This is a genomic window from Collinsella sp. CLA-AP-H1, from assembly GCF_040092945.1.
Lineage (GTDB): Bacteria > Actinomycetota > Coriobacteriia > Coriobacteriales > Coriobacteriaceae > Collinsella.
In genome coordinates this window covers 21,323-47,639 of the sequence record NZ_JBBNKO010000017.1, presented here as the reverse complement: position 1 = coordinate 47,639, position 26,317 = coordinate 21,323, and the positions used below count along the sequence as shown (strand labels likewise).

23 protein-coding genes, 1 tRNA gene and 1 other RNA gene are annotated in these 26,317 nt (G+C 60.2%); 7 read left to right on the top strand and 18 right to left on the bottom strand.

Going from position 1 to position 26,317, the window contains the following annotated elements:
- Positions 1 to 277 precede the first annotated feature (277 nt).
- Both ffs and tadA read right to left on the bottom strand, forming a co-directional pair.
- An RNA gene (gene ffs, locus AAAV44_RS08790) (signal recognition particle sRNA small type) lies at positions 278 to 373 on the bottom strand.
- 455 nt (positions 374 to 828) lie between these two features.
- Positions 829 to 2,610 (bottom strand): tRNA adenosine(34) deaminase TadA, encoded by a 1,782-nt coding sequence (gene tadA, locus AAAV44_RS08785; protein ID WP_349115359.1) that lies wholly within the window; start codon positions 2,608 to 2,610, stop codon positions 829 to 831.
- 51 nt (positions 2,611 to 2,661) lie between these two features.
- Here tadA and AAAV44_RS08780 point away from each other — a divergent pair.
- Positions 2,662 to 2,751: transfer RNA gene (locus AAAV44_RS08780), tRNA-Ser, on the top strand.
- 3 nt (positions 2,752 to 2,754) lie between these two features.
- On the opposite strand, the gene AAAV44_RS08775 is transcribed toward AAAV44_RS08780, so the two are convergent.
- On the bottom strand, positions 2,755 to 3,339 hold the full coding sequence (locus tag AAAV44_RS08775) for a TetR/AcrR family transcriptional regulator (RefSeq protein WP_158557017.1): 585 nt from the start codon (positions 3,337 to 3,339) through the stop codon (positions 2,755 to 2,757).
- Between the two features lie 211 nt (positions 3,340 to 3,550).
- Here AAAV44_RS08775 and AAAV44_RS08770 point away from each other — a divergent pair, with 211 nt between their 5' ends.
- On the top strand, positions 3,551 to 4,102 hold the full coding sequence (locus AAAV44_RS08770) for a LemA family protein (RefSeq protein WP_082421874.1): 552 nt from the start codon (positions 3,551 to 3,553) through the stop codon (positions 4,100 to 4,102).
- A gap of 479 nt (positions 4,103 to 4,581) precedes the next feature.
- Here AAAV44_RS08770 and AAAV44_RS08765 read toward each other — a convergent pair whose 3' ends face one another.
- Together AAAV44_RS08765 and AAAV44_RS08760 are read right to left on the bottom strand one after the other, a co-directional pair.
- Positions 4,582 to 5,634: a branched-chain amino acid aminotransferase gene (locus AAAV44_RS08765; RefSeq protein ID WP_035138743.1), complete on the bottom strand. Its 1,053-nt coding sequence runs from the start codon at positions 5,632 to 5,634 to the stop codon at positions 4,582 to 4,584.
- A gap of 298 nt (positions 5,635 to 5,932) precedes the next feature.
- Positions 5,933 to 6,571 (bottom strand): VTT domain-containing protein, encoded by a 639-nt coding sequence (locus AAAV44_RS08760; protein ID WP_138113555.1) that lies wholly within the window; start codon positions 6,569 to 6,571, stop codon positions 5,933 to 5,935.
- Between the two features lie 223 nt (positions 6,572 to 6,794).
- Between AAAV44_RS08760 and cysE the strand changes: the two genes are divergently transcribed.
- Positions 6,795 to 7,499, top strand: a complete 705-nt coding sequence (cysE, locus tag AAAV44_RS08755; RefSeq protein ID WP_035138740.1) for a serine O-acetyltransferase — start codon at positions 6,795 to 6,797, stop codon at positions 7,497 to 7,499.
- A gap of 113 nt (positions 7,500 to 7,612) precedes the next feature.
- Here cysE and AAAV44_RS08750 read toward each other — a convergent pair whose 3' ends face one another.
- From AAAV44_RS08750 to AAAV44_RS08735, 4 genes are all read right to left on the bottom strand, one after another.
- The gene (locus AAAV44_RS08750) at positions 7,613 to 9,619 is read right to left on the bottom strand and encodes an ABC transporter ATP-binding protein (RefSeq protein ID WP_349115358.1); all 2,007 of its coding nucleotides are present in this window, start codon (positions 9,617 to 9,619) and stop codon (positions 7,613 to 7,615) included.
- 1 nt (position 9,620) lies between these two features.
- Positions 9,621 to 11,345, bottom strand: a complete 1,725-nt coding sequence (locus tag AAAV44_RS08745; RefSeq protein WP_349115360.1) for an ABC transporter ATP-binding protein — start codon at positions 11,343 to 11,345, stop codon at positions 9,621 to 9,623.
- The gene (locus tag AAAV44_RS08740; protein ID WP_195521051.1) at positions 11,345 to 11,845 is read right to left on the bottom strand and encodes a MarR family winged helix-turn-helix transcriptional regulator; all 501 of its coding nucleotides are present in this window, start codon (positions 11,843 to 11,845) and stop codon (positions 11,345 to 11,347) included. The genes AAAV44_RS08745 and AAAV44_RS08740 overlap by 1 nt, the downstream gene beginning before the upstream one ends.
- 179 nt (positions 11,846 to 12,024) lie before the next feature.
- The gene (locus tag AAAV44_RS08735; RefSeq protein WP_006235631.1) at positions 12,025 to 12,315 is read right to left on the bottom strand and encodes a hypothetical protein; all 291 of its coding nucleotides are present in this window, start codon (positions 12,313 to 12,315) and stop codon (positions 12,025 to 12,027) included.
- Between the two features lie 294 nt (positions 12,316 to 12,609).
- Between AAAV44_RS08735 and AAAV44_RS08730 the strand changes: the two genes are divergently transcribed.
- Positions 12,610 to 13,131 carry a nitroreductase family protein gene (locus tag AAAV44_RS08730; protein WP_349115357.1) on the top strand — a complete coding sequence of 174 codons (522 nt, stop codon included), beginning with the start codon at positions 12,610 to 12,612 and terminating at the stop codon, positions 13,129 to 13,131.
- 55 nt (positions 13,132 to 13,186) lie between these two features.
- Here AAAV44_RS08730 and AAAV44_RS08725 read toward each other — a convergent pair whose 3' ends face one another.
- The 3 genes from AAAV44_RS08725 to AAAV44_RS08715 form a co-directional block, all read right to left on the bottom strand.
- Entirely contained in the window at positions 13,187 to 13,762 is a 576-nt protein-coding gene (locus tag AAAV44_RS08725) for a hypothetical protein (protein WP_156327681.1), read from the bottom strand.
- A gap of 84 nt (positions 13,763 to 13,846) precedes the next feature.
- Positions 13,847 to 15,064: a helix-turn-helix domain-containing protein gene (locus tag AAAV44_RS08720; protein ID WP_349115356.1), complete on the bottom strand. Its 1,218-nt coding sequence runs from the start codon at positions 15,062 to 15,064 to the stop codon at positions 13,847 to 13,849.
- A 266-nt stretch (positions 15,065 to 15,330) separates the two neighbouring features.
- Positions 15,331 to 16,365 (bottom strand): YeiH family protein, encoded by a 1,035-nt coding sequence (locus tag AAAV44_RS08715; protein WP_349115355.1) that lies wholly within the window; start codon positions 16,363 to 16,365, stop codon positions 15,331 to 15,333.
- Between the two features lie 193 nt (positions 16,366 to 16,558).
- Here AAAV44_RS08715 and AAAV44_RS08710 point away from each other — a divergent pair, with 193 nt between their 5' ends.
- Positions 16,559 to 17,260 (top strand): GntR family transcriptional regulator, encoded by a 702-nt coding sequence (locus AAAV44_RS08710; RefSeq protein WP_050766156.1) that lies wholly within the window; start codon positions 16,559 to 16,561, stop codon positions 17,258 to 17,260.
- A 112-nt stretch (positions 17,261 to 17,372) separates the two neighbouring features.
- Here the strand turns inward: AAAV44_RS08710 and glmS are convergent, their stop codons facing one another.
- Positions 17,373 to 19,220 carry a glutamine--fructose-6-phosphate transaminase (isomerizing) gene (gene glmS / locus AAAV44_RS08705; protein ID WP_035138734.1) on the bottom strand — a complete coding sequence of 616 codons (1,848 nt, stop codon included), beginning with the start codon at positions 19,218 to 19,220 and terminating at the stop codon, positions 17,373 to 17,375.
- A 311-nt stretch (positions 19,221 to 19,531) separates the two neighbouring features.
- On the opposite strand from glmS, the gene AAAV44_RS08700 reads away from it, so the two are divergent.
- Positions 19,532 to 20,644, top strand: coding sequence for a LacI family DNA-binding transcriptional regulator (locus AAAV44_RS08700; RefSeq protein ID WP_349115354.1), 1,113 nt, complete (start codon positions 19,532 to 19,534; stop codon positions 20,642 to 20,644).
- A 113-nt stretch (positions 20,645 to 20,757) separates the two neighbouring features.
- On the opposite strand, the gene AAAV44_RS08695 is transcribed toward AAAV44_RS08700, so the two are convergent.
- Positions 20,758 to 21,408: an HAD family phosphatase gene (locus tag AAAV44_RS08695; RefSeq protein WP_349115353.1), complete on the bottom strand. Its 651-nt coding sequence runs from the start codon at positions 21,406 to 21,408 to the stop codon at positions 20,758 to 20,760.
- A 167-nt stretch (positions 21,409 to 21,575) separates the two neighbouring features.
- Here AAAV44_RS08695 and AAAV44_RS08690 point away from each other — a divergent pair, with 167 nt between their 5' ends.
- On the top strand, positions 21,576 to 22,454 hold the full coding sequence (locus AAAV44_RS08690; RefSeq protein WP_349115352.1) for an ATP-dependent sacrificial sulfur transferase LarE: 879 nt from the start codon (positions 21,576 to 21,578) through the stop codon (positions 22,452 to 22,454).
- A 783-nt stretch (positions 22,455 to 23,237) separates the two neighbouring features.
- On the opposite strand, the gene AAAV44_RS08685 is transcribed toward AAAV44_RS08690, so the two are convergent.
- The 4 genes from AAAV44_RS08685 to fsa form a co-directional block, all read right to left on the bottom strand.
- Positions 23,238 to 23,690 (bottom strand): PTS sugar transporter subunit IIA, encoded by a 453-nt coding sequence (locus tag AAAV44_RS08685; protein WP_349115351.1) that lies wholly within the window; start codon positions 23,688 to 23,690, stop codon positions 23,238 to 23,240.
- A gap of 11 nt (positions 23,691 to 23,701) precedes the next feature.
- Positions 23,702 to 24,640 carry a transketolase family protein gene (locus tag AAAV44_RS08680; RefSeq protein WP_161162226.1) on the bottom strand — a complete coding sequence of 313 codons (939 nt, stop codon included), beginning with the start codon at positions 24,638 to 24,640 and terminating at the stop codon, positions 23,702 to 23,704.
- Positions 24,640 to 25,470 (bottom strand): transketolase, encoded by an 831-nt coding sequence (locus AAAV44_RS08675; RefSeq protein WP_349115350.1) that lies wholly within the window; start codon positions 25,468 to 25,470, stop codon positions 24,640 to 24,642. Before AAAV44_RS08675 ends, AAAV44_RS08680 begins: the two co-directional genes overlap by 1 nt.
- A 63-nt stretch (positions 25,471 to 25,533) precedes the next feature.
- A complete protein-coding gene (gene fsa, locus AAAV44_RS08670; protein ID WP_349115349.1) occupies positions 25,534 to 26,217 on the bottom strand; it encodes a fructose-6-phosphate aldolase in 684 nt (227 codons plus the stop codon).
- Positions 26,218 to 26,317 lie beyond the last annotated feature (100 nt).

The window sequence follows — 26,317 nt, the reverse complement described above, 5'->3', positions numbered from 1 at the left end:
CGAAGGCGTCGACGACATGCCGGGGGCGGACCGGGACGGGTTCAACGGCAGGCCCCGCCGACCGATTGCAAGCGGTCGGCGGGGCCATTGTGGCTCTTGACAGCGGATTGGGTCATATGAGCGAGCGCCACCCAGAGCGAACAAGTTGGCATGAAAAAGGCAAGGCATAGACCTTCTGGTCATGCCTTGCCTTTTGAATGACAAATTGTCGCTCTGGGTGGCGCGCAGCGTCGAGCATTGCGCGGTTTGGTAAAACCGCGCAAAAAGAAAGCCCGTGCGCTCGATGGATTCGGATGCCCGACAGAGGCTCCTTATGGCTGCTTCCTTCCGGACCTGACCAGATTCGGAACATGTCGTCATCCGAACCCATCGAACGCGCTAGGCGCTCGGTATATCTTACCTGCTCCCGCCCGCCAGAGCAAGGTAGCTAATTTGGGACGGGGCTTTTTTGACTACTTTTGCAGCCCGATTGTCAGAGCAGCCAATGAGTAGTCAAAATAGTCCCATCCCAAAATGACCGGCTTGGTGCCGCACCACAGAAAGGGCCCATCTACTACGTTTAGGCCACAGGGGTCAACCATAGCCGGCTTTTTCGAAAATCGGCAAGCTTTCTACCTGCGGTTTTAATTTCACAAAATCCGGGATGGTCGAGGGTGTTCCGTTAAACGTAGTAGATTGCCACATTTCATGACAGACGGTCCGGCTCGAGACCCAAGGCAGCCAGCCTCGAATGGACATTCTCGAAGTTGCGGTGGAATACGGACTGAATTGGCCCCTTTAAGGCAAAAACGCTCCGTATTTCACCGCAACTTATCGAGGGGATGGGTTTTAGAGGCGAGCGAGGTCGTAGGCTTGGGCGGCTGACTCACCGGCGAAGATGAGGTTGGTTGTGGCTTCCTGAGGATTGAGCGCCTGGTCGAGAGGCATGGGCTTGCGGCAGATCGGCAGTACCAAGTCGATACCTTGCTCATATACCGCGTTCAGGTTGTCAGCACGGCCGCCCACGACGGCGACCACCGGCTTGCCATATCGCCTGGCGCGGCGAGCCACACCCACCGGCGCCTTACCGGCGGCGGACTGCTCATCCATATTGCCCTCGCCCGTTATGACCAGGTCGACATCGCGCACGCGCTCGTCAAACCCCACGAGATCGAGCACCGTCTCCACGCCCGAACGCAGCTCCGCCCCGAGCGCCAGCAGCGCGGCACCCAGGCCGCCTGCGGCACCGGCACCGGGCACTCCGAGCACCGAGCCAAATGTCCGAGCACCCTCGGGCACGCGCAACAATCCCTGAGCCCGCACCCCGGTAATTGCCGCATCGAGCAGGCGACCGTAGCCGACCATCCAGCTGTCGTACCTGCGCAGCGCCTCAGCGTCATCCGTCGGCAGGCCCTTCTGCCCGCCAAACACCGCCAGCGCACCGCGGCGTCCCACGAGCGGATTCTCGACATCCGAAAGCACAACGATACGAGCGCCGCTCAGTGCACGAAGCGCTGACGTCAAATCGATACTCGACACGTGTTCAAGGCCCGCAAGACCGGGGGCGACATCGCAGTCCTGATCATCGACCACACGCGCGCCCAGCGCCTGCAGCATGCCGGCGCCACCGTCGTTGGTGGCACTGCCGCCCAAACCAATATAGATAGTCTTTACCCCGACACGAGCTGCACGGAGCATCAGCTCGCCCACGCCATAGGTTGTAGCAGCCAGCGCCGCCGATTCCGTGCAAGGTGAGTACCCGATGCCTGCTGCTTCGGCCATCTCAATAACAACCGACTCGTGCTCGCCGTCCACTAACATCCGGGCAGGCACACCATCGCCAAAGGGTCCCGCAACCTCGCAGGTCACAATCTCACCGCCGCACGCGGCAACGGCATCGAGCGTTCCCTCGCCACCATCTGCCAGCGGCAATGCGCGCACCTCGGCATCGGGCCAAACGCGGCGCACGCCTTCGGCAACCGCCGCCTCCGCCTGCGCACTCGACACGCTGCCCTTAAAGGAGTCGATCGCCAACAGCACACGGCGAGGCCGGCGGCACGCAGGGCCAAAGTCAACCGCCGTGCCAGCATCCTCACCGGCACCTGCAAGCGCTGCGGCGTGAGCGGCGTGTGCTTCAAGATCGGCACCGCAACCGCAATCAGCGCCACCCGCTCCGCGCAGACCGCCAAAATAGCTACTCAGCAGCTCGCGGCATTCATCCGCCAGGACCCCAGCCGTCACGTTAAACCGATGATTCAGGCGCGAGTCGGCATTCAAATCGTATAGGGATCCCAACGCGCCCGCCTTGGCATCACTCGCGCCATACACGCAGCGTCCCACGCGCGCGTTGACCATAAGACCCGCGCACATGCAGCAAGGCTCGAGCGTTACATAGACCGTGCAATCGGAAAGGCGCCAGCGACCGAGCGACCGAGCGGCAGCGCACAGGGCCGCAAACTCGGCATGAGCCGAAGGATCCTGGTCGAGCTCGCGACGATTATGCGCCCGCGCGACGATCTCGCCGTCGCGCACCACTACGGCTCCGATGGGCACCTCGCCCACCGCAGCGGCGGCGCGAGCCTCCGCCAGCGCCTCGCGCATGAACTTCTCGTCGATTTCGGTGATCGTCATCGTTCGCCTTCCCTGTTGCAAATTCAAAACGATGCTATCATTACGACTCACGGAGAGATGGCAGAGCGGTTGAATGCGGCGGTCTTGAAAACCGTTGAGCGCGAGAGCGTTCCGGGGGTTCGAATCCCCCTCTCTCCGCCACTCCTAGTGATGCACCGGTGTCATGGTCCGCTCAAACAACGCATCGACCACGTCGGCTATCTCAGGTCGACGCTCAAGATCGTGGCCCGATTCCCACCATATCGTGAAAAGACGAATAATACCGCCGGCGACAAACTCGGACGTCGTCTCGAGTGACACGGGGGCCAGGGCATCCTCGGCAAGCACGTTCATCACACGCTCGCGGATGGAGCGGGCAATGCGGTCGCAAATAACGTTGGTCAACATGCCCGACATGCTGCTTGCCAAAATGTTATCCATGAGCCGCTCGTGCGTCAGAATCAAATCCATGGCATCGTCCAAAATCGCGTGCCGAAGCGCGCGCACGTCCTCGGCAGACACTGCGCCGGCCTCATCGGGCTGTTTTTGCGGCAAGCCCGACATGAGCTCATCGATATAAAAGGCAAAGTAATCGTTCTTGTCGCGAAAGTGCTTGTAGAACGTCGTGCGGCGAATCATGGCCCGGTCGCACAGCATGGCGACCGTCAGGTCCTCAAACCGATGCTCCTCGAGAAGCTCGGTAAAGGCATCGAACAGGGCGCGGTAGGTTTTCTTGATGCGAAGGTCCACTGGTATCGCCATCCTCAGGACAAAGACAACACTCGTCAATCTGTCGCATATCTTACACCTGTACCTCGCGCGCTTTGCCCCGGTGCCAACCCCGCCGAAAACACAACGCTTACCGGAAAGTTCGGCACGGTAAAACGTTGCGGGTATACTAGTAGCGTTATACCAACGGCAGCTGGCGCATGCCGCCGCGGCCATTCGAAACGGAGACATCATGATTACCGTCATCATCGGCATCGTTGTTGTCATTGTGATTGTCTGCGCCATCGCCGGCATCTACAACAACATGGTCACCAAGCGTAACCGCATCGATAACGCCTGGCAGAACATCGATACGCAGCTGCAGCGCCGTAACGACCTGATCCCCAACCTGGTCGAAACCGTCAAGGGCTACGCCAAGCACGAGCAGGAGACGCTCTCCGCCGTGATCAGCGCGCGTAACACCGCCGTCAAGGCCACCACGCCCGAGGCCAAGATGGAAGCCGACAACGTGCTGACCGGCGCACTGCGCCAGCTCTTCGCTGTGGCCGAGGCCTATCCCGATCTTAAGGCAAACACCAACTTTACGCAGCTGCAGGCATCGCTCGAGGACACCGAGAACAAGATTAGCTATGCACGCCAGAGCTACAACGACTGCGTGCTCAGCTACAACAACGCCATTCAGACGTTCCCGGCTGTCATCTTTGCTGGCATCTTCCAGTTTAAGGAGCGCCAGGGCTTCGAGGCCGCTGAAGCAGCCCGCCAGGCCCCGACCGTCAAGTTCTAGTAGTTTGACAGCGCATCCTTAATCGGCCAAATGCATAAACCGCCCCGTCGAATGCACACTTCGACGGGGCGGTTTCCTTTTTCGCGAAGGTCCCCCTCTAAGCGTCGTGCATTTTTAGGAGTATTCAACATAACCAAGGGCTTCGGGCGCCACGACAAATGCCAAAGACCGCGAATATCCCTGCAAATCAAACGCTGTCAGCCCGTAACCCCACCCATCATTCGTAGAAAACATCGAGAACTCCCGATTTTTTGCCCGAAGCCGGTATGCAGGGGCCTTCGATTGCAGAATACTCGCAAAAATGCACGTCGCCACCGCCCCCACATGGCGCGAAGCAAAACAAAAGGGCGACCTTCCTTTCCGGCGCACTCCGCAGGACGAAAGAACCTCCGCCGCACAAAGTGCGCAGCGGAGGTTCTTTCATGTCCGAGGACGCGCCGGAAAGGAAGGTCGCCCTCGGGCCGGACAGCTAAGACAGCTTACGCGACGGTGTAAACCCAGTTGTGCTTGTCCTCGACAGCACCAGACTGGATACCAGTCAGGGTCTCGCGGAGCTTCTTCATCACAGGGCCAATCTCGGTGTAGCCAGCCGGGAAGGTCACAGTCTCGTCGGCGCCGTAAACCTTGTTGTCGATCTCGCCAACCGGGGAGATGACGGCAGCGGTGCCGCACAGGCCGCACTCCACAAAGGTGCCGGCCTTGACCTCGGCCCACTCGACGGGACGCTGGTCGACGGTCATGCCCAGGTCCTGAGCAACCTGAACGAGCGAACGACGGGTGATAGAGGGCAGGATGGAGTCGGTGTGCGACTGAGGAACGACGAGGGTGCCGTCCTCCTTCACGAACAGGACGTTGGCGCCACCGGTCTCCTCGACATAGGTGCGGGACTCGGAGTCGAGATACAGGTTCTCGGCATAGCCCTCGCGATGGGCCTCCATCGTGGGCTTAAGGGACATGGCGTAGTTGAGGCCGGCCTTGATGTTGCCGGTGCCGTGCGGTGCGGCACGGTCATACTCGGAAACGCGCAGCTTGACGGGCTTGAGGCCACCCTTAAAGTACGGACCGACCGGGGTCACGAGAATGCGGAACGTGTACTCAGGAGCGGGAGCCACGCCGATCACGTCACCGGAGCCGATCATAAACGGACGCACGTACAGGGTCGCGCCGGAGCCGAAGGGCGGAACCCAGGCGGCGTTGGCAGAAACGACCTGCTTGACGGCCTCAACGAACTTGTCCTTGGGGAACGGGGGCATCTCGAGGCGCTGGGCAGAGTTATACATACGCTCAGCGTTCATGTCGGGACGGAAGCAGACGATGCTGCCGTCCTCGGCGGTGTAGGCCTTCAGGCCCTCAAAGACCTCCTGGCAGTAATGGAAGATACCGCCGCACTCGGAGACATGCAGGGTGTGGTCGGTGGTCAGGCCGCCCTCGTCCCACTCGCCATCCTTCCAATGAGCCTCGTAGCTGTAATCGGTCTTCATGTAGCCAAAGCCGAGGCTACCCCAATCGATATCCTTCTTCTCGACAGTCATATGTCGCTCCTTACATACACAGTTGCATACTCGCGAACCCGCACGCAAGGACCGAGGCCGACCGCGTCGCAACGTCGCACGCCCGGAGCGTAGAGCCGGACGGGACACGCGAGCAGCATCAAAGCCGATGGCACGTCGATTCGCATGCACGAGATTGTACTCCCCGCACGCATCTGATAAAACGTTTTTCTTTAACTAACTAAAGTATTTTCATTTGACCGAAGCTAAAGAGGCCCGCCACCGTAAGCAGTGACGGGCCTCAACTGTACGGTCTGCGCGCTGGCTCGAGCTAGGCGTTCTATTTGCCCAGCTTGGCCTTAACCAGACCGACCACGGTCGGGATGATCGACACGGCAACGATGCCGATAATCAGCAGCTCAAAGTGCTCCTGCACAAAGGGAATGCCGCCAAAGAAGTAGCCCAGCAGCGTAAAGACCGTCGACCAGGTAATGCCGCCCAGCACGTTAAAGACGACAAAGTTGCGCCAGTGCATGCCGCCCATGCCAGCAATAAAGGGCACAAAGGTGCGGATAAACGGGAAAAAGCGGCCCAGGAAGATGGCCAGGTGACCCCACTTGTCCAAGAAGTCCTCGGACTTTTTGATGCGCTCGGGCGTCATGGCCTTAACCTTGCCCGAAGCGATGATCTTGCGGCCAAAGAAGTGACCGATCATAAAGTTGCACTGATCGCCCAAAATGGCAGCGGCCCATGCGGTGGCCAGAAGCGCCACGATGTTAAAGCCGCCGTTGTGGGCAAAGAAACCCGAGGCGAACAGCAGCGAATCACCGGGAAGGAACGGGAAGAACACCACGCCCGTCTCGATAAAGATGATCAGGAACACGCAGCCGTAGGCCATAAGCGGGCCGGCGGCGATCCAGCTGGCGATCGCGGTGCGCGGGTCCTTAAGCAGCTCGGCAATAAAATTGATGAAACCCATGAAGTAAAACCTCTCAGTTGTGGGCGCGGATACGTCCAAGTTGACCAGTATACGGTTGCGGTGCCCCCTCGTGCGCAACCCCACAAAAGCATGACTCCATTACCAGCAAGTTTGCATAACTGACACTTGTAGCGCAAAGCCGCCAAGATTGTCCTTTTTAATCCCTAGCGAATCGCTATACTTTATTGAATCGCATTGCCATGGCGCTAAGGGAGGGCGGCCGGTGAGCTTTATCAATACCATTCGCGAGGACATCAAGACCGTCCAGGCGCAGGACCCCGCCGCGCAAAACGGTCTGGTCATCTTCCTTTCCTATCCTGGCCTGCACGCCAAGTGGAACCACGTGCCCGAGCACTGGCTGTGGGAGCACGGTCATCGCTCGCTCGCCCGCGTGCTCTCGCAAATCACCCGCCACATCACCGGCGTCGAGATTCACCCTGCCGCGCAGATTGGCAAGCACTTCTTTATCGACCACGCCATGGGCGTCGTCATCGGCGAGACCACCATTGTGGGCGACAACTGTGTGCTCTACCAGGGCGTCACGCTCGGCGGCACCGGCAACGAGACCGGCAAGCGTCACCCCACCCTGGGCAACAATGTCACGGTGGGCACGGGCGCCAAGGTGCTCGGCAACATCCGCATCGGCAACAACGTCAAGATCGGCGGCAACTCGGTCGTCGTTAAGGACGTCCCCGACAACTGCACCGTCGTGGGCGTGCCGGGACGTATCATCAAGCGCAACGGTTGCCGTGTGTTCGAGGAGAGTTTCGACGCCAAGCAGCATCGCGAGTACATGCCCGATGACGCCGCCGAGCAGTCCGCCCTCAACCGCCAGGGCATCACCGAGAATGCCCGCCGCGTCAAGGAACTCGAGCGAGAGGTGGCCGAGCTCAAGGCCCTCGTCGCCAAGCTCGTGGACGAACGTTAGGAACGCAAGCGGCACAAAACGACATCGGCACCGACGCAAAAGGCGCGCCAGGGAATCAATCCCCGGCGCGCCATTCCTTTTGATGTGACATGCGGGACTGTCCCTTTGTCACATTATGCGAACTGACTCAGATAGAGGTCGGCGTAGGCACCCTCGGCAGCCAGCAGCTCCTTATGCGTACCCTGCTCGATGATATTGCCGTGGTCCATGACCAAGATCAGGTCGGCATCGACGATCGTCGACAAACGGTGCGCGATCACAAAGCTCGTGCGCCCGCGCATAAGCGCGTCCATGGCACGGCCGATGGCAAGCTCGGTACGCGTGTCCACGCTTGAGGTCGCCTCGTCCAGGATGAGAATCGCCGGGTTGTTGAGCAGCACGCGTGCGATGGTCAGCAGCTGACGCTGGCCCTGGCTGATGCTTTCGGCATCGTTGGCCACGCGCGTGTCGTAGCCCTGCGGCATGGTGCGCACGAAGAAGTCGACCTGCGCGGCACGAGCGGCGGCCACAATTTCGTCGCGCGTTGCCTCGGGGCAGCCGTAGGCGATGTTTTCGGCAATCGTGCCATCGAATAGCCAGGCGTCTTGCAGCACCATGCCAAACTGCTGACGTAGCTCGCCGCGATCCATGCGGCTCGTATCCACGCCGTCGAGCGTAATACGCCCGCCGTCAATCTCGTAGAAGCGCATGAGCAGGTTGATGAGCGTCGTCTTGCCTGCGCCCGTGGTTCCCACCACCGCGATCTTCTGGCCCGGCTCGGCAGTAAACGACACGTCGCGCATAAGCGGCTTGTCGGGCGAATAACCAAAGCGCACATGCTCAAAGGAGACACGGCCCTCGACCTTGCCCGGCAGCTTGGCGGCCTCGTCCGGCAGCGGATCGGCCTCCATCTCGGGCTCATCGAGCAGGTCGAACACGCGCTCCGCACTCGCCAGCGCGCTCTGCAGCGAGTTGAAGGTAAACGACAGCTGCGTCATGGGCTCAGATGCCTCGTAGATAAACTGGAAGAACGCCTGGAACACGCCGACGGTCATGTGGCCGGCAACCAGCATACTGCAGCCCACAATCGCAATCACGATCTGTGCCAGGCGGCCGATAAAGCGCACCGCGGGGCCGACGGCGTTAATCATAAAGTCGGCCTTGGCACTCACGCGTGCCAGCTCGCCCGAGGCCTGGTGCACCTCGGCAGAACTTTGGCGCTCGCGGTTAAACGCGCGAATCACCAGACGGCCCGAGTAGCCTTCCTCGACCGCACTCGTAATCTTGGACACCCACTCTTGGCGCTCACCGGTTACGTCATGCGTGCGGCGCGAGACCACCTTGGTCACCAGCAGCGACAACGCCGTAAAGAACAAAAAGACGAGCGTGAGCGGCACGCTAAACACGAACATCACGCTCACGGCGCCCACCACGGTACCGATCGACACCAGAAGCTGCAGCAAGCCGCGCTGCATGCTCTCGGACATCTTGTCCAAGTCGTTGGTCGCACGGCTGACGACCTCACCGGGACGATGCGCGTCAAAAAAGGCAAGCGGCAGACGGTTGAGCTTTTGTGCGATGCGGTTGCGTAGGCACAGGTTGAGGCGTTCGGCAACGCTCGACATCAAAAAGCTCTGGAGCGCGTAGAACGAGGCAGCGGCCGTCCAGATCATAAAGTAGATGAAGATGGTCCTGCCGCAGTTCTCCCAGGTGATGTTGAAGGTGGTGTCGTTGGCAAACGCCACCTGAATGTGGCTCCACAGCTCATCGATCACGCGGGCGCTATATGCCGGCGCAGCAGTGTTAAAGATGGCATAGAACACAATGCTCGCGAACACGATATAGAAGCGCCAATGGTCGCCGGCAGCCTCGCTCCACAGGCGGCGCACCGTCGCCCAGGTATCTCGAGGCGTCTCGTCCTCGTCTTCATCGTCCACGTCGCGCATACGCTCTGCCTCGGCGCGGGCGCGCTCGTCCTCGGCACGTTCGTTTTCCTCGTAGAGCGCTTGGCGGCGAGCCTCGCGCTCGGCTGCAGCCTTGGCGGCGTCATCCAGCTCGGGTGCCACGGCAGCCGTTTCCTCGACCAGTCCCGCGGCAGCGGCGTCATCAACGCCGCCCTGCTTCTTGAGCTCCTCGGTCATGCTACTCACCTCCCTTCATCTGCGATTCCGCGATAGCGCGGTACACCTCGCAGGTTTCCATGAGCTCGTCGTGCGTGCCTAGGCCCACGATCTCGCCGTCTTTGAGCACCACGATCTGATCGGCATGCAAAATAGTCGAGATACGTTGCGCGATGATGAGCACCGCGGCATCGCGCGTCTCGTCCTGCAGCGCATGGCGCAGGGCGGCATCGGTCTTAAAGTCCAGGGCCGAAAAACTGTCATCGAAGATATATAGATCGGCATGCTTCATGAGTGCGCGGGCGATCGCCAGGCGCTGGCGCTGACCGCCCGAGAAGTTCGTGCCGCCCTGGGATACCGGAGTATCGAGCCCCTGGGGCTGATCGAGCACAAAGGTGCTCTGGGCAACCTCCAGCGCATGGAGCATGTCAGCCTCGGTCGCGCCCTCGTTGCCAAAGCGCAGGTTGCTCGCCACCGTACCCGAGAACAGCCACGCCTTCTGCGGCACGTAAGCGATATGCCCGCGAATCTCACCTTGCGAAAGGTCGCGCAGGTCAACGCCGTTCAGGCGAATGGCGCCCTTCGTGGCATCGTGGAAACGCAACAAGAGCTTGGCCACCGTTGACTTGCCCGAGCCCGTTGAGCCTACAATCGCCGTGGTCTGGCCACGGCGACAGGCAAAGCTCAGGTCGCACAGGGTATCCTCGTCGGCATCGTCAAAACGGAACGACATATGGTCGAACACGGCAACCGCGTCGGCACCATCTGCGGACTCAGGCGCCCCGTCGCCCAGCGTTGCCTTGCCGTCCACGATGCTCGGCTCGATTTCGAGCACCTGTTGCGCGCGGTTGAGGCACGCCGCAGCGCGCGGAAGCGTCAGAATCACCATCTGCGCCATCATCACAAAGAACAGGATCAAGATCGCGTATTCCAACACGGCCGAGATGCTGCCGATTTGCATGGCGTGGACGCCCGCGCGGTTGCCGCCCACCCACAGCACCGCCACCTCGGCGATATTCATCAAAAAGAAGCTGGAACTGTCGAGACCCACAAACAGGTGGTTGACCTTGATGGCGTTGGCCGCGTAATCGCTAAACACCTCGTCCAGGCGCTGCTCCTCGTGGCGCTCCTTGTTAAATGCGCGGATGACGCGCACGCCCACGATGTTCTCGCGCAGCACCACGTTCATGCGGTCGATAAAGCTCTGCAGGCGCATAAAGATCGGCGCGGCGTTAGCCACCGTAAAGACCGCCGCCACCAGCACGATCGCAACGACCACACCAAGCAGCGTGCCCATGGCGGGATCGATGAACCAAGCAAAAATGATGCCTGCCACGGCCAAGAACGGCACCGGCAGCACCAACTGAATCGTCTGAAGGACAGCTTGCTGAATCACGTTGATGTCGTTGAGTGAGCGCGTGATCATCGAACCCGTGCCAAAGCGCTCAAAGTCGCTGGCGGACAGCTCGAGCGACTTGTCGTACACGGCATTGCGGATATCGCAGGCCACGTTGGCGGCCAGGCGCGCCGAAAGATAGCAGCCCAACACCGTGCCGCCGCTGGCCATGCCGGTCGCGATAAGCATGTACAGGCCGTTGCGTAAAATATAGTCGATGTCGCCCGTGGTAATACCGGTGTTGACCATGTTCGCCAGCATCGTGGGAACCAACAGCGTACCGACGTTATCTATCAGCACCGCAAACAGCGTCACCGCAATCAGACCGCGGTACGGCCTCATAAACCTCATTAAGAGTCGCATGTGTCCCCCTCGCCCTTATCGTCAGCCTCGTTCTCGGCGGCCACTTGCCGTTTAAATGCCTCGCACTCTTCGTTAAGAACATGGGAGAACTTACCGACCAAGCGCATGATCTCGCGCTGTTCCCACGGCTCGAGCGCCTCGAATGCCTGTTGCTCGGCTTTTTGCGCCGGCAACGCGTAGCGCTTGGCAAACTGCACGCCTTCTTCGGTCAGTCGCACAACCTTGTTCTTACGACTGCCCTCGGCAAACTCCAACGTCGCAAGCCCTCGCGCCCTAAGCGTCTTGATCGCCGAATTGATGGTCTGTTTGCTGTAGAACCATTCACTCGTCAGCCGACTCACGGCAACGCTTCCGCCCGCCGCACTCGTGTCGACGAGCATCCAGTAGGCGCAGTCCGAAAGACCGCAGGCGCGCGCGAACTCCGAATAGATACGGTCAAGCCCGTTGAGCATCCGGTCGAAATCGACCGGGCTAACTGCACTATTCATCTCTCCCACCATTCGATAGTCCGAGTTTTGACCAATTAATATCTCTACATTAGTCCGAGTTTTGACTATCGTCAACAAGCTCGTTGTTTATGGTCGGCTCTACATAAGCATATCGACAAAAAAGACCGCCGGCGCGGGGGCGGCGCCGGCGGTTGCGAGAGAATATCGAGTGTTGGCTGTTAAGCAGCGACGGCCTCATAGACCGTAGCACCCGAGAAGCTGTCATGCAGGCTCTTGCCGGCAATCCACGGCAGCTCGACGACCTCGCAGACCGTGTTGACCAGCTCGGAGCAGTCAGTAAAGTGGCCCTTGTCGTTGAGGGCCTCGCAATCCTGAACACGCCAATAGCCATCGGTGTGCGTGATGTAGTACTCGTGATCGTTGATCGACACGAAAGCGCGCGTCTTGGAACGCAGCAGCTTCAGAAATCCTTCGAAATCGGTCTCGACGACATCTCCAGCCTGGAACATGATGTTACCTCCTGGCCCGGCGCCACCACGGCGCATTGATAAACGTTGGTACTCCTTTAGTAAAACCTTTATCAAAGGTTATGCGTTCGTCATTTAGGCAAGTGGTAAAAAAGCGCAGGGTAGACGGGATAAAACGTTTAACCATCCCATTTGTTTGTCACATTCTGAAGGTACTTTTATGCAAACCTACTTTCCCAATTGGAATCTATCCTTTTGGCCGGGCAATTGACCGTCTATCGTTTAAGCTCGACGGGTATGAACGGGGCATCTGCAACGCCACCGCAAGGAGACACCATGGAGACTATCGAAGCACTCATTCACCGCCGCAGCTGCCGCAAATACAGCAATCGTCCCGTCGAGGCCGAAAAGCTTGCACGGATTATCGAAGCCGGCCAATATGCACCGAGCGGCATGGGCCGCCAGCCGGTGACGTTTGTCGCCGTCACCGACCCCGCGACCGTCGAGCGTCTCTCACAGCTCAACGCCCAGGTCATGGACAGCAACAGCGACCCCTTCTATGGCGCCAAGACCGTTGTGGTGGTGCTGGTTGACCGCAGCGTGCCCACACATCTGGAAGACGGCTCGCTCGCCATGGGCAACTTGCTCAACGCCGCCTATGCACTGGCTGTCGATTCGTGCTGGATTCACCGCGCGCATGAGGTCTTTGACTCGCCCGAGGGCCTGGAGCTGCTGGCCAGCTGGGGCCTGCCCGCCGACGGCAACCTGCGCGGTGTCGGTAACTGCATTCTTGGCTACGCCGAGGACACGCTACCCGAGGCAAAACCGCGCCGCAACAACGTGGTGTACGTCAAGTAGCGCAGGAGTGTCCCAAACTGCCGGCAGAAAAGGAACGTCCCCTTCTGCCGGCAAGCTATGTTGATATTTGAGTTGTCGTCGCTTCGCTTGTCTGGGTCGTTTCGGCGTCGTCGCCTTGCTTGTCTTCGTCCTTTTGAGCATCGGCGATGGTGGTGGCCGCCGCGACGATGCCGCGCTGGGGCGCGACGCCTGTCTGGGTCTGAGCGCCCTCGATAACTTCTGTGCCTGCATGCGCGAGCTCGGGCGATTTAAACACTGCGTCCAAGTTGGCGCCACCGCCGGCGTAGCCAAGCGCAGCGAGTGCGATGACGATCACTGCAACGACGGCCACGATCGGAACATAACGATGCCAACCAGCCGGATTGAGTCCACTGCGGCGAGCCGCCCCGCGGCTGATGTAACCGAGCGTTCCGTCGTGCTTGAGCTTTGAGCCCACCACGCGTTTGCGGCCCCACAGCGAGGACTCTGCCTGCATTGCCAAGCGGGCGCTTGCCGAAGGATAGCCGTATTTAGTGCGCTTGAACGAGCCATCAAACCCCGAGGCGTGTTTACCCCACGTCACCGATGTCGTGCGTCGGTTGACCGGCGCGGCACTCCGCCTTCTGCGGCTCGGTTTTGAAGTCTCAGCCATATGCCCTCGCACGCCGTAACCAAATCGAAACAATAACGCTTTGGACTGTAGCACACGCGTCGCGCGCGGTCACGGGCGCCTCGCTCAACGGTCATCGTCCTTCAGCAAGCGCCACAGCGTTGTACGGCTTATGCCCAGTACCTCCGCCGCACGGGTTCGGTTGCCGTGGAGATGATCTACAACCAGATGCGCGATATCTCGCTCGGTATCGGCCAGCGGTCGCAGGATATACAGGTCGCTTTCGAGCGTCGGGGCGCCAAAGGCTGCGGTCTTAATCACGTCCTCTTGGGCGAGCACTTCCTCCGCCACAGCGCGGTCCACCGTGCCCGCCCCCACCAATATATACAGTCGTTCCGAGACCTCGCGGAGCTGCAGATAGTTGCGCGGCCAGCGGTAAGCATCGAGCGTCTTCGTCGCCGCGGCAGACAGCGTGGGCGCTGCCGTCCCAAATACATCAGCGAGATATTCCAAATAGCGCGCGACCTTCGTCGACGCGGCCCCCTGCTCGACGATTGCCGGCGCCACGCTCACCGCACAGGCGAAGCGTTCGGTCACAAAGGCGGCTTGATCACTTTCGCTACCGCCCGGCATGTCATTCGCCGTCAGCACCACATGGCAGCGCGTCGCCAACGCGGTGTCAGCCATCGTGGAGACCAGCTCGCGGAGGCGCTGGGGGCCAACCGCATTCCAGCCCTCAATGCAAAGGGTCAGCCCCGTTTGGAACAGCGGCGATTCGGAGCTTTTGAGCACATGGCGCCAACCGCGATCGGTGAGTTCATCGAGCGCGACGGAAACAAAGGGCTGATCGACAAAAGGGCCATCCAGATAGAGGCGCTTGGCAATCTCGACCTGACCCGCTCCCAGCTCGCCCTCGAGCATAAGGGGCACGCCGCGCGCATAGCTCTCGGTAACCGGTACAGCCACCGAGGCCGCCCCCTCAACGATGCCGTACGCGCTCGATTCATAGCGGACCTCAACTTCGTCGGCGTTGAGCCACTCGATGCCCGCATGCGCCGCGGCACCGCGCACCTCGCGGACCACAACGACCCAAAGCCTCCCGCCCTCTTTGTCGGTGGGGCGAACGGTCAGGCTCAGGCGCGTACCCTCACGCCCCATAACCAGACGCGCGCCGTCTCCTATACGGTCGAGACGCTCAGCGACAAAAGCCGCCACATCCCGCTCAAGCGCCGCGTCATTCATGGTCGAGATCGCGACGTCCCCACGCGCATCGATTGCCAATGCCGAGGCCCCGGCAGCAGCTAGGGCATCGGTCAAGATGTTCAGCTTGGCATTGCTATCCATGATTTGCCCCTGTCCGCGGCGACGTGCAACCGCCGACGGTCGCACGACCGAGTGTTTCAAAATTGAACGATATTGCTCACCAAACACTATAGGGCAGAAAGCGCCGTCCTGCGAGTATAGGTGTTGCCCCGCATCGCCATCCTGGCGGGGCGATAAGAGCTCTTCGGGACTTATAAACCTGCGGACAAGCCATACCCGCAAGAGCTCCTATCGCTCCACCGTGAGAATGCGCTCACCAGCACGCAGCACGCAAATAAGCTACTTCTCTACCAGATTCCCAGCACGTGTTGCATTCCCAAACTCATGCACGCAATGCCAATCCAGCAGCAAAAGCCCAGCGCGATGGGCTTGCCGCCCTTTTTGACCAGCTCGACGATATCGGTATTAAAACCAATAGCCGCCATGGCCATCACAATAAAGAACTTCGACAGCTCCTTGATGGGCGCCGTAAAGGACGCGGGAAGCTGAAGCACCGTGGTGATCACGCTCGCCAGCACAAAGAACAGCACGAACATGGGAAACGCGCGTTTAAGCGAGAACGTGCTCTTAGCGTCGCCGCCGTCCTTGCGCGCCAGATGCATCTGCCAGCATGCGAGGACCAACGTGATGGGAATAATGGCCAGCGTCCTGGTGAGCTTGACCACCGTGGCGCTCTCGAGCACATTGGCGCCGGGATGCATGCTGTCCCAAGCGCTCGCCGCAGCCGTTACGGACGAGGTGTCGTTGATGGCGGTGCCGGCAAACAGGCCAAAGTCCTCGTTGGTCAGCCCGAGCATGCCGCCGAGCGTTGGAAACACGAGCGCCGCGATAACGTTAAACAGGAAGATGACCGAAATGGCCTGGGCAATCTCGTGATCGTCGGCGTCGATGACGGGCGCGGTCGCGGCGATGGCAGAACCGCCGCAAATCGACGAACCCACGCCCACAAGCGTCGCGATCTTACCCGGCACGTTCATAACGCGGCAGAGCACAAAGGCGATGACAAGCGAGGTCGAGATTGTCGCCACGATAATCGGCAGCGACTGGGCGCCCTTGGACAGAATCTGGGAGAGGTTCATGCCAAAGCCAAGCAGGATAACCGCGTACTGCAAGACTTTTTTGGACGTATAGGTGACGCCGGCGGCGAGCTGTTCGCGACGATTCTTGGGAAAGACGAGCGCCAGGACCATGCCAAAGAGGATGGCGAATACCGGACCGCCGACCACCTCAACCTGTTTGCCGAGCAACGTCGCGGGAATGGCGATGATCAGGCAGAACAAGACGCCTTTCCAGCGCTCGCGTACGATATTTGCCAGTTGCATATGGGATTCCTTCTTTCTATTTCACGTTTGCGACGGCTTATGATACGGCAACATTGAGCACAGCCTTGCGCAAACACAGACTAAGATGCCGCTATAGTTCTCAGGCAACAGCCGAATTACCCACCGCGGAGAGCTGATTCGCGGCATAATTAACAACTGACATATGAGTTTGATAGAACAGTTGCGAGGCGCTATGGAAGAATCGATGCACGTCGGCGAGCAGGAAACGAGCCTACAGGACCAGTCCTACCACACCATTCGACGCAAAATCGTCTACCTGGACTACAAGCCGGGCGAAAAGCTGGGCGTCAAGCAGCTTTGCGATGACCTGGACATGGGTCGCACGCCCGTGCGCGAGGCTTTGGTTCGCTTGGCGCAGGAAGGCCTGGTGCGCACCGTGCCCCAGAGCGGCACCTACGTCTCACCCATCAACCTCACCCTTGCCGAGAGTGCCTGTTACATCCGCGAGCATCTGGAAAAGCAGGTGATTGTGGAGTGCTGTGCGCGCGCCACGTCGGCCGGCATCGAGCAGCTCGACCGCGCCATCGTGCTGCAGGAAAAGGCCATGGCCGAGGAGGATCGCATCGGCTTCTTTTTGAGCGACAACCTCATGCATCACATGATTTTTAGCATCGCATGTCGCAGCACCGTGTGGTCGTGGCTCGAAGAGACCAATGCCGACCTTGAGCGCTTCCGCTGGCTGCGCGCTGCCACGCAGGTTCTCGACAATCAGGACATCGTGAACGAGCACAAGCAGATTCGCCGCGCTATCGCCGGTCGCGACCCCATCGAAGCGAGCTTTTTGGTCAGCAAGCACCTGCACATGATGTTCCGCAACCAAACCGAGGTCCTGGACCAGTTCCCCGAGTACTTCGAGACCAGCAAGCTCCGCTAACCTACCAAAAAAGGACAGGTTCATTTTGGCAGGTTTTATCTGTGCAAATGCAACAAGGCCCGGCTCCGTCAAATGCGGAGCCGGGCCTTAGTCGCTAGAACGGCGGAACCAACTACTCGACAGTAACGCTTTTCGCCAGGTTACGGGGCTGGTCGACGTCGCAGCCGCGCAGGATGGCGACCTCGCGGGCGAGCAGCTGCAGCGGGACACTCGCCGTGATGGGGCTGAACACGTCGCGGACTGCTGGCACGCGGATGATGCAGTCGGCGATCTTGTTGATCTCCTCGTCGCCCTCGGTGGCAACGACGATGACCTTGGCGCCGCGCGCCTTGCACTCCATAAGGTTCGACACGGTCTTGTCGTAGGTGGCACTCTTGGTGGCCACAGCGATGACAGGGAAGCCCGGGTCGATCAGGGCGATGGGGCCGTGCTTCATCTCACCGGCGGCGTAGGCCTCGGCGTGCAGGTAGCTGACCTCTTTGAGCTTGAGCGCGCCCTCGTAGGAAATAGCGGCGCCCATGCCACGGCCCACGAACAGCGCCGACTGCGCGTCCTTGCACAGCAGGGCGGCCTCATGCACGGCCTCGGTTTGGGTATCCAAAATCCACTGGATCTGCTCGGCCGTATCGGAAAGCTCGCGGAACAGCATGCGCGCCTGCTTGGTGGTCAAGCGGTACTTGACCTGCGCCAGCAGCAGAGCCAAAAGCGTAAGGCTCACGACCTGGCCGATGAAGCTCTTGGTCGAGGCGACCGCGATCTCCTTGTTGGCCTTGGTGTAGATGACGCCGTCGCTCTCACGCGCCACGGGGCTGCCCACCACGTTGGTGATGCCGAAGACCTTGGCACCCTTGATGCGCGCATCGCGAATGGCGGCAAGGGTATCGGCCGTCTCGCCCGACTGGGACACGGCAACGACAAGCGTCGTCGGCGTAATGATGGGGTTGCGATAACGGAACTCGCTGGCCGCCTCCACCTCGGTGGGGATGCGAGCCCAGCCCTCAATGAGATTCTTGGCAATGAGGCCGGCGTGATAGCTGGTGCCGCAGGCGATTACGTAGACGCGGTCGATGTCGTTGAGCTCCTCGAGCGAAAGGCCCAGCTCGTCGATGTCGAGCTCGCCGGCCGGCGTCATACGACCGACCAGCGTGTCGCGCACGACGCGCGGCTGCTCGTGAATTTCCTTGAGCATAAAGTCGGGATAACCGCCCTTTTCTGCCATGTCCAGGTCCCAGTCGATGTGGGTGACCTTGGGCTCAATCACGTTGCCGGCCTCGTCGGTATACTCGACGCCTGCGGGCGTGAGCTTGGCAAACTGACCGTCCTCGAGCACCACGACGTCGCGGGTTGCGTCGATGAGCGCGATGACGTCGGAGGCGACATAGGCGCCGGTCTCGCCCGCGCCGACCACGATCGGGGAATCCTTGCGGGCCACGGCGATCACGCCGGGCTCGTCAGCGCACACGGCGGCCAGACCATAGGCACCGACCACGTGGGTGCAAGCCTCGCGCACGGAGGCCATCAGGTCGTGCGTCTCGGCATAAGCCTCTTCGATCAGATGCGCGAAGACCTCGGTATCGGTCTCGCTCTTAAAGTGATGGCCGCGGCCCTCCAGCTCTTCGCGCAGCTCGGCGAAGTTCTCGATGATGCCGTTGTGGACGATGGCGATACGACCGTCGCAGCTGGTGTGGGGGTGAGCGTTAACGACGGAGGGCTTGCCGTGGGTGGCCCAACGGGTATGGCCGATACCGCAGGTAGCGTCGCTGTCGATGTTGGAAAGCTCGCTCTCCAGGCCCGCGACCTTGCCCACGCGGCGGATGACGTCGAGGTGCGCCGCGGCACCCTCGCCCACCTCGAGCGCGACGCCCGAGGAGTCATAGCCGCGATACTCCATACGCTTGAGGCCCGTAACCAGGATGTTCTTTGCAATATCAGAGCCGGTGTAGCCGACAATTCCGCACATAGGATAAATCCCTTCGTTCGCGTGACTGCAAGACGTCCACGCACAAGGGGCGCTGAGACGTATAACGTTCGAGTATTGTACTCACGCAAGCACAAGCTGATATACCAGAAGTGGTATCTCAACTTAGATACCACCCGATGCACACACGTCCAGCCGGTCCAAACCAGCACAAAGGTGCCTGCCCCTTCGTGCTGGTCGCGCTGGCAACGGCGTTTCCCCAGATAAAACCTGTCAAAATAAACCTGTCCCTTTTTGGTAGGTTTAGGATGCTACAATCTGGCTTGTACTTGAAACGCATCAAAGGGGCCGCTATGGCAAAGGTTAAAATCAGCGACGTCGCGCGCGAAGCCGGGGTTTCGCTGGGCACGGTTTCCAACGCGCTCAACCATCCCGAAAAGTTGCGTCCCGAGACCCTCAAGCTCATTAACGAAACCATCAATCGACTGGGCTACCTGCCCAACCAAAGCGCTCGTCAGCTCGCGGGCGGCGCCACCAAGTCCTTTGGCCTGGTGCTCCCCCGTCTCGACCACGGCTTTTCGCTCCAAATCGCCAGCGGCGCCCACAACGAGGCCCGCAAGCACGGCTACGACCTGCTCATCGCCAACGCCGATAACGACGATATTCTCGAGGACCATTACCTGCGCTACTTTATGGGCACCCAGATGTCCGGCGTCATGGTTCAGCCCATGGCATCCCCCGACTGGCACCCCGTCATGGCCAAGATGCCCGTGCCGATCGTCCACCTGGACATCCATTGCTCCGAGCCCGGCTACTACGTAGCGGCCGACAACGAGGCCCAGGGTCGCATCATTGCCGAACTCGCCATCGCCCGCGGCGCACACCATATTGTCGTCGTCGGCCGAGCAGCATTTATGCAACTCACCCTGCGCGTCCTTGGCATTCATAAAGCGCTCGCTCTACACCCCGATATCAAGATCGAAGTCATCGACGCCGGCGAATGGAATACCGCCGCCGACGGCTACGGCATCGGCGCCCAAATCGCCGCGCGCCCCGCCGACGAACGCCCCGATTTTGTCGTCGGTCTGACCGACGTGCTGGCCTCGGGCGCTATCTCGGCGCTGGTCGACAAAGGCATCGCCGTCCCCGGGGAAGTACGCGTAGCAGGTTGCGATGGCAACCCGCTCGCTTGGAGCGGATCGGTCCCGCTCACTACGGTAGCGCCCCCGGGCTACGAGATTGGCCGCAAGGGCGTTCAATTGCTCATGGAGCAAATCGAGAACAAGGCCCCGGCAAAGACCAAGCACGTCCACATCGGCTCTGCCGCGCGCACCGTCACCGCAGTCACCGCCGCCGAGGATATCAACCGCCAAGAACTGGTACGTCCGTTCCTACTGGAGCGCGCCAGCACCCAGGCAAGCACCCAGACCGACGCCACGGCCATCAACCTCGGTGCGTATCTGTAGCACGCCCGCAAGTATGCTATGTCGCCGCTTAAGCAAAAGGGGCCCGACCATTGCCGGGCCCCTTTTGCTTAGGCGCAAACGTGGGCAATTGCTCGTTTCAACGCCGCAATTGTCTAGCGCGCGGCCTTGACCGCCGCCGCCAGGTCGAACAACGTATCGAGCACGGCCTCGCAGCCATCCACCACGTCTTGCGGCAGCGGCACGATATCGGGAACGGCAAAGACATGGCAGCCGGCCGTAATGCCCGAGACGCAGCCGTTGCGCGAATCCTCGACCACGGCACATTCCTCGGGGGCAAAACCCGCGCGCTCGCAGGCAAGCAGATACATCTCGGGATCGGGCTTGCCATGCACGACGTCCTCGCCGCAGGTCACCGTTTCAAACTTGTCAAAGAGGCCGAATGCTTTAAGGTTGCGCTCGGCCGTAACATGGCGCGATGACGTTGCAAGGCCTACGTGATAGCCCGCAGCCAACAGCTCGCCTATGCACTCGGCAGCGCCGGCCTTAAGCTCCAGATCGGTCTTGACCATCTCGTCGCGAATCTCCTTGTGGCGGACATAGATCGCCTCGGCGGTCTCGTGGCTGCCGTAATGCTTATCGAGAATGTCCATGACATCGGGTAGCGTGCGACCGATAAACTGATGGATCAGCGCATCATCAATCGCGAGCCCCAGCTCAGCGGCGCCTGCCTTCCAGGCCCTAATCCCCAAACGCTCGGTATCGACCAGCGTTCCATCCATGTCAAAAATAACAGCCTTGATCATATCGGTCCCCCTCGCCGGATTGTGTTACTACCACTCTACCGCACTTACAAACTTGTATATAACGTATATAGCATATTGCACTTTCGTTACATAGCTGGAAGTCTTATGACAAGCAGCTCGGTGGGATTATAGTTTCATCCGAGCTTTAATAACTGTAAGGAACTTTCATGCTTTCAGACACCGCCGCACCCGCAGAGGAGCTTCAGGACAAACTCGCAGCACTCGAGCAGCTGCTTTTGGCATACGGACGCGTCGCCATCGGCTTTTCCGGTGGTGTCGACAGCAGCTTTTTGGCCGCGGTCTGCGCCCGCATCATGCCTACCAATACCCTCCTCGTCCATCTCACCACGCCGCTCATCGGCACGCCCGAACAGACTTCGTTTGAGCAGTCCGTTGATGGGCAAGCTGATGAAGGGGCGCATTTTAAGCTCCCCGTGCTCAATCTTTCGGTCGATCAGCTGCAGCTCCCCCAGGTAGCCTGTAACGATGCCAATCGCTGCTACCATTGCAAGCACGCCGGCTTTACCGCCATCGTCAACCACGCCAAGTCGCTCGGCTTTCCCACCGTCATCGATGGCAGCAATGCAAGCGATCGCGGCGACTACCGTCCTGGTATGCGCGCGGCAAAAGAGCTCGGCGTACGCTCCCCTCTCATGGAGGTCGGCTTTACCAAGGACGAAGAGCGCGAGCTGCTGCGCGCATGGGGCTATCCCGTTTGGAACCTGCCGGCGGGAGCATGTCTTGCCACGCGCGTTCCCACGGGCGAGGAGCTTACGCGCGAGAAGGTCGATTTAATCCGCGCCTGCGAGGATTACCTGCACGATCTTGATCTGGCACAGGTACGCGCGCGCTTGATCGGCGGCTGCATGCATATCGAGGCCGCACCCGCAGATGTTGCCAAGATTGCCGCCCTCGGCGGTGCCGCCATCGACGACAAGGGCAAGACCCCGCTGCCCGCCGTTATCGAGTCCGCGCTGCGCGAGCTGGGCGGCGACCATATCTCCCCCGAGGTCACCCCCTACATTCACGGTGCCATGAATCTTTAGGCTACGCCGTTTTACAAACGGCGTAACCGCTCGGCGCTGCGCAGGCCCCGGGCACGGCAATCTGACGTTCAACTTCACGGGCGCGACCAAAAGGTCAGCGCCCGCTTGTTTCACGTCACCTTACCGCACCCGGAGCCCGCTCGCTCGCATATGCTCAACCTGCACTGCGTTAACTAACCTGCCAATAAGGGACAGGTTTGTTTTGGCAGATTTTATCTTGGGAAAATATCGCGAGGCAGTCGCCCCTCTAGCACCCATCAAACTTCGAGAGACACAAGAGGGGCGACTCGGCTGCATCCACTTCTTCCGATAGCGGCAGTTGCGGCTCGTCGACGAACCCATTACTTCGATGAGCCCTTTATCCGCCATTTTTGGCAGATGGTAGCTGACGGACGAATTTTGGCATTCCGTCTCTCTAAAACAATAGATTTATCTCTCTAACTTTAGAGAGATAAGCGCCTTGTTTTAGAGAGACATTAAGAGAGATGTATCGAATTCGCTGCTAGATTGCCTAATGCTATCTCTCTAACCAACCTTCTCTTTAGAGAGACATTTAGAGAGACGAGCGCGACCTCTCTAATCATGGGCTCCACTCTTTAAGGTGCACACTTCCTAACCGTGCCCTAAGTTGCGGTGAAATAGTCCCCGATTAACCTGCCAAAAAGGGACAGGTTTATTTTGGCAGGTTTTATCTGGAGAAACGCAAACAGGGCCGCGACACCTATATGGCGCCGCGGCCCTTTTCCTTGGAGAAGGATCGTTTGATTGAACGGGATGACCGTTCTAGTCTTCGAGTCCACTATTGATGAGCTCCGCAATCTCAACGGGATCGGTGCTCGCGCGCACCTTGTCACGGAAGCCGGCATCCATCAGCATCACGGCAGCCTTGGAGAGCAAGCGCAGGTGCGTGGTTCCAGCCTCGCCGGCGGGCACGTACAGCGCGAGCGCAACATCAACGGGCACCCCATCAAAACTCGGCCATTCAACGGGCTCGGCCAGTTTAAGCACGGCAACGCCCGGCGTGTGGATTGCGTCGCTTTTGGCATGCGGAACGGCAAAACCGGCGACAAGGCCGGTCTCGGCCTCGTTCTCGCGAGCAATAAAGGCAGCCTCTACGGCAGACGCGTCATCGGCAAAGCCGAGCTCGACGGCCTGCTCGGACAAATAATGCAGGGCGTCCTCACGCGAGGCGGCGGTATACCCGATCGTCACTTGGTTGGCAGATACAAATCCCATGGAAACCTTCCTTACAACACAGACCTGACCGCAGCTTCGATGCCGTCGGCGTCCAAACCGTACTTGTGCAGCAAATCGACCGCAGGGCCGGACTCGCCATACACATCGCGCACGCCGACGCGTCGCATCGGCACCGGATGCTGCTCCGCGAGCACCGAGGCCACGGCCTCGCCAAGACCACCGATAATCGAATGCTCCTCGGCAGTGACCACACGACCGGTCTTCTTGGCGCTGGCAACCACCAGGCGCTCATCGAGCGGCTTGATCGTGTGCATGTTGATGACCTCGGCGTCAATACCATCGGCGGCGAGCGCCTCGGCAGCCTCAAGCGCCTCGGCGACCATGAGGCCACAAGCGATGATGGTCACATCGGACCCCTCGCGCACAACCACGCCGCGACCAATCTTGAACTCATAGTCCTCGCGGTCGTTGATGACCGGTGTTGCCAGGCGGCCGAAACGCATGTAGACCGGCCCCTCAAACTCATAGGCGGCGCGCACACAGGCACGAGCCTCGATGTCATCGGCGGGAACGATTACCGTCATACCCGGGATCGTGCGCATGAGCGCAATGTCCTCGCAGCACTGATGCGTGGCACCGTCTTCACCGACCGAGATACCCGCATGCGTGGCGCCGATTTTGACGTTGAGGTGCGGATAGCCGATGGAATTACGCACTTGCTCGTACGCGCGGCCGGCAGCGAACATGGCAAAGGTGCTCGCAAAGGCGACGTGACCCGTGGTCGCAATGCCGGCGGCAAGCCCCATCAAGTTGCTCTCGGCAATGCCGGCATCGTAGAAGCGCTCAGGGTGCGCAGCCTTAAACTTGCCGGTCTGCGTGGCGGCGGCCAGGTCGGCATCGAGGACCACAAAGTCGTCGCGCTCATTGCCCAGCTCGACAAGCGCCTCGCCATAGCTAACGCGCGTGGCGACTTTCTTGACGTCTGCCATTAGAGCTCCTCCCCTGCTGCTGCGAGCTCGGCCATGGCCTGCTCAAACTGTTCATCGTTGGGTGCCTTGCCGTGCCAGCCCACCTGGTTTTCCATAAAGGAGACGCCCTTGCCCTTCACCGTCTCGGCGATAATGGCCACGGGCGAGTCGCTCACTTTGCGAGCTTCGGCAAAGGCGGCGGCAATCTGCGCCATGTCGTTACCGTCGGCGAGCTCGATCACATGCCACTTAAAGGCGCGGAACTTGTCGGCAAGCGGCATAGCCGAGTTAACTTCGTCGATACTGCCGTCAATTTGCAGGCCATTGTGATCGACGATAGCGACGAGGTTATCCAGGTCGTGGTTGCCGGCGAACATGGCTGCCTCCCACACCTGGCCCTCCTCGCACTCACCGTCGCCCAGCAACGTGTAGACACGGTAGCCGTCGCCCCAGTGCTTAGCGGCAAGCGCCATTCCAACTGCAGCAGAGATGCCCTGACCGAGCGATCCGGTGGACATATCGATGCCCGGGGTGTCGTTCATGTTGGGATGGCCCTGCAGTCGGCTGCCAATATGACGGAGCGTCTCGAGCTCTTCGGCGGGAAAATAGTCGCGATTTGCCAACACCGAATACAGGCCCGGCGCCGCGTGACCCTTGGAGAGCACAAAGCGATCGCGATCGGCCTTGTGAGGGTCGGCAGGATCGATATTCATTTCCTCAAAGTACAGATACGTCATGATGTCGGCAGCACCGAGCGATCCACCCGGGTGTCCCGACTTGGCCGCGTGAACCGCAGTCACGACACCCTTCCTGACCTCATTGGCGACCTTCGCCAGCTCCTGGTTGGTCATACGAATTCCTCTCTTGAGAACAACCCCGGCACCGGATGACACGATGCCGGGGCAATCCACTCGTTAAGCCTGAGCGACGACCTTCTGCCAGTCAGCCTCAAAAGAGGCGAGGCCCTGGTCGGTCAGCGGATGATGCAGGCACTTCTTGAGAGCGGCCATGGGCACGGTCGCGATGTCGGCGCCAAGAAGAGCCGCCTGGGTCACGTGGTTGGGCGTGCGGACCGAAGCGGTGATAATCTCGACGGTGTCGTCGACGTTCTTGCCGGTCCAGTCATAGTTCTTGACACAGGTCACAACGTTGTCGAGCTGCGAAATACCGTCCTCGGCGATGTCGTCGAAGCGTCCCACAAACGGGCTGATGTAGCGAGCGCCGGCGTTGGCGGCCATAAGGGCCTGCGTCGGCGAGAAGACGAGCGTCATGTTGACGCGCACGCCTGCATCGGCCAGCGCGCGACAGGCGGCGAGGCCGGCCTCGCAAACGGGGAGCTTGACCACAATGTTGGGGGCGAGGGCGGCAAGGCGCTTGCCCTCCTCGATCATGCCCTCGGCAGTGGTCGCGGTGGACTCGGCGGACACGGGCAGGCCCTCGCAAAGCTCGGCGATCTTGAGCATGTGAGGCTCAAAGTCGGCCAGCTTGCCGCCGGTCTTGGCGTACAGGGACGGGTTGGTGGTGACGCCGGCAAGGCAGCCCCAGCTCTTAGCCTCGGCGATCTCGTCAAGGTTGGCGGTATCGATAAAGAACTTCATGGTGCAAACTCCTTCGGAGGAATCCAAAACTCAAAAAATAGGACAAAGAGGGCGTCCCTTTGTCCTATGTGCCGGGCCTGCGGCTGGGACATGCCCCAGG

Bases quoted from the DNA above. Each gene is read 5' to 3' on its own strand.
- tadA (WP_349115359.1), bottom strand. From the start codon at position 2,610: ATGACGATCACCGAAATCGACGAGAAGTTCATGCGCGAGGCGCTGGCG.
- AAAV44_RS08770 (WP_082421874.1), top strand. From the start codon at position 3,551: ATGATTACCGTCATCATCGGCATCGTTGTTGTCATTGTGATTGTCTGC.
- AAAV44_RS08765 (WP_035138743.1), bottom strand. From the start codon at position 5,634: ATGACTGTCGAGAAGAAGGATATCGATTGGGGTAGCCTCGGCTTTGGC.
- AAAV44_RS08760 (WP_138113555.1), bottom strand. From the start codon at position 6,571: ATGGGTTTCATCAATTTTATTGCCGAGCTGCTTAAGGACCCGCGCACC.
- AAAV44_RS08750 (WP_349115358.1), bottom strand. From the start codon at position 9,619: ATGACCGAGGAGCTCAAGAAGCAGGGCGGCGTTGATGACGCCGCTGCC.
- AAAV44_RS08745 (WP_349115360.1), bottom strand. From the start codon at position 11,345: ATGAGGTTTATGAGGCCGTACCGCGGTCTGATTGCGGTGACGCTGTTT.
- AAAV44_RS08740 (WP_195521051.1), bottom strand. From the start codon at position 11,845: ATGAATAGTGCAGTTAGCCCGGTCGATTTCGACCGGATGCTCAACGGG.
- AAAV44_RS08735 (WP_006235631.1), bottom strand. From the start codon at position 12,315: ATGTTCCAGGCTGGAGATGTCGTCGAGACCGATTTCGAAGGATTTCTG.
- AAAV44_RS08730 (WP_349115357.1), top strand. From the start codon at position 12,610: ATGGAGACTATCGAAGCACTCATTCACCGCCGCAGCTGCCGCAAATAC.
- AAAV44_RS08725 (WP_156327681.1), bottom strand. From the start codon at position 13,762: ATGGCTGAGACTTCAAAACCGAGCCGCAGAAGGCGGAGTGCCGCGCCG.
- AAAV44_RS08720 (WP_349115356.1), bottom strand. From the start codon at position 15,064: ATGGATAGCAATGCCAAGCTGAACATCTTGACCGATGCCCTAGCTGCT.
- AAAV44_RS08715 (WP_349115355.1), bottom strand. From the start codon at position 16,365: ATGCAACTGGCAAATATCGTACGCGAGCGCTGGAAAGGCGTCTTGTTC.
- AAAV44_RS08710 (WP_050766156.1), top strand. From the start codon at position 16,559: ATGGAAGAATCGATGCACGTCGGCGAGCAGGAAACGAGCCTACAGGAC.
- glmS (WP_035138734.1), bottom strand. From the start codon at position 19,220: ATGTGCGGAATTGTCGGCTACACCGGCTCTGATATTGCAAAGAACATC.
- AAAV44_RS08700 (WP_349115354.1), top strand. From the start codon at position 19,532: ATGGCAAAGGTTAAAATCAGCGACGTCGCGCGCGAAGCCGGGGTTTCG.
- AAAV44_RS08695 (WP_349115353.1), bottom strand. From the start codon at position 21,408: ATGATCAAGGCTGTTATTTTTGACATGGATGGAACGCTGGTCGATACC.
- AAAV44_RS08690 (WP_349115352.1), top strand. From the start codon at position 21,576: ATGCTTTCAGACACCGCCGCACCCGCAGAGGAGCTTCAGGACAAACTC.
- AAAV44_RS08685 (WP_349115351.1), bottom strand. From the start codon at position 23,690: ATGGGATTTGTATCTGCCAACCAAGTGACGATCGGGTATACCGCCGCC.
- AAAV44_RS08680 (WP_161162226.1), bottom strand. From the start codon at position 24,640: ATGGCAGACGTCAAGAAAGTCGCCACGCGCGTTAGCTATGGCGAGGCG.
- AAAV44_RS08675 (WP_349115350.1), bottom strand. From the start codon at position 25,470: ATGACCAACCAGGAGCTGGCGAAGGTCGCCAATGAGGTCAGGAAGGGT.
- fsa (WP_349115349.1), bottom strand. From the start codon at position 26,217: ATGAAGTTCTTTATCGATACCGCCAACCTTGACGAGATCGCCGAGGCT.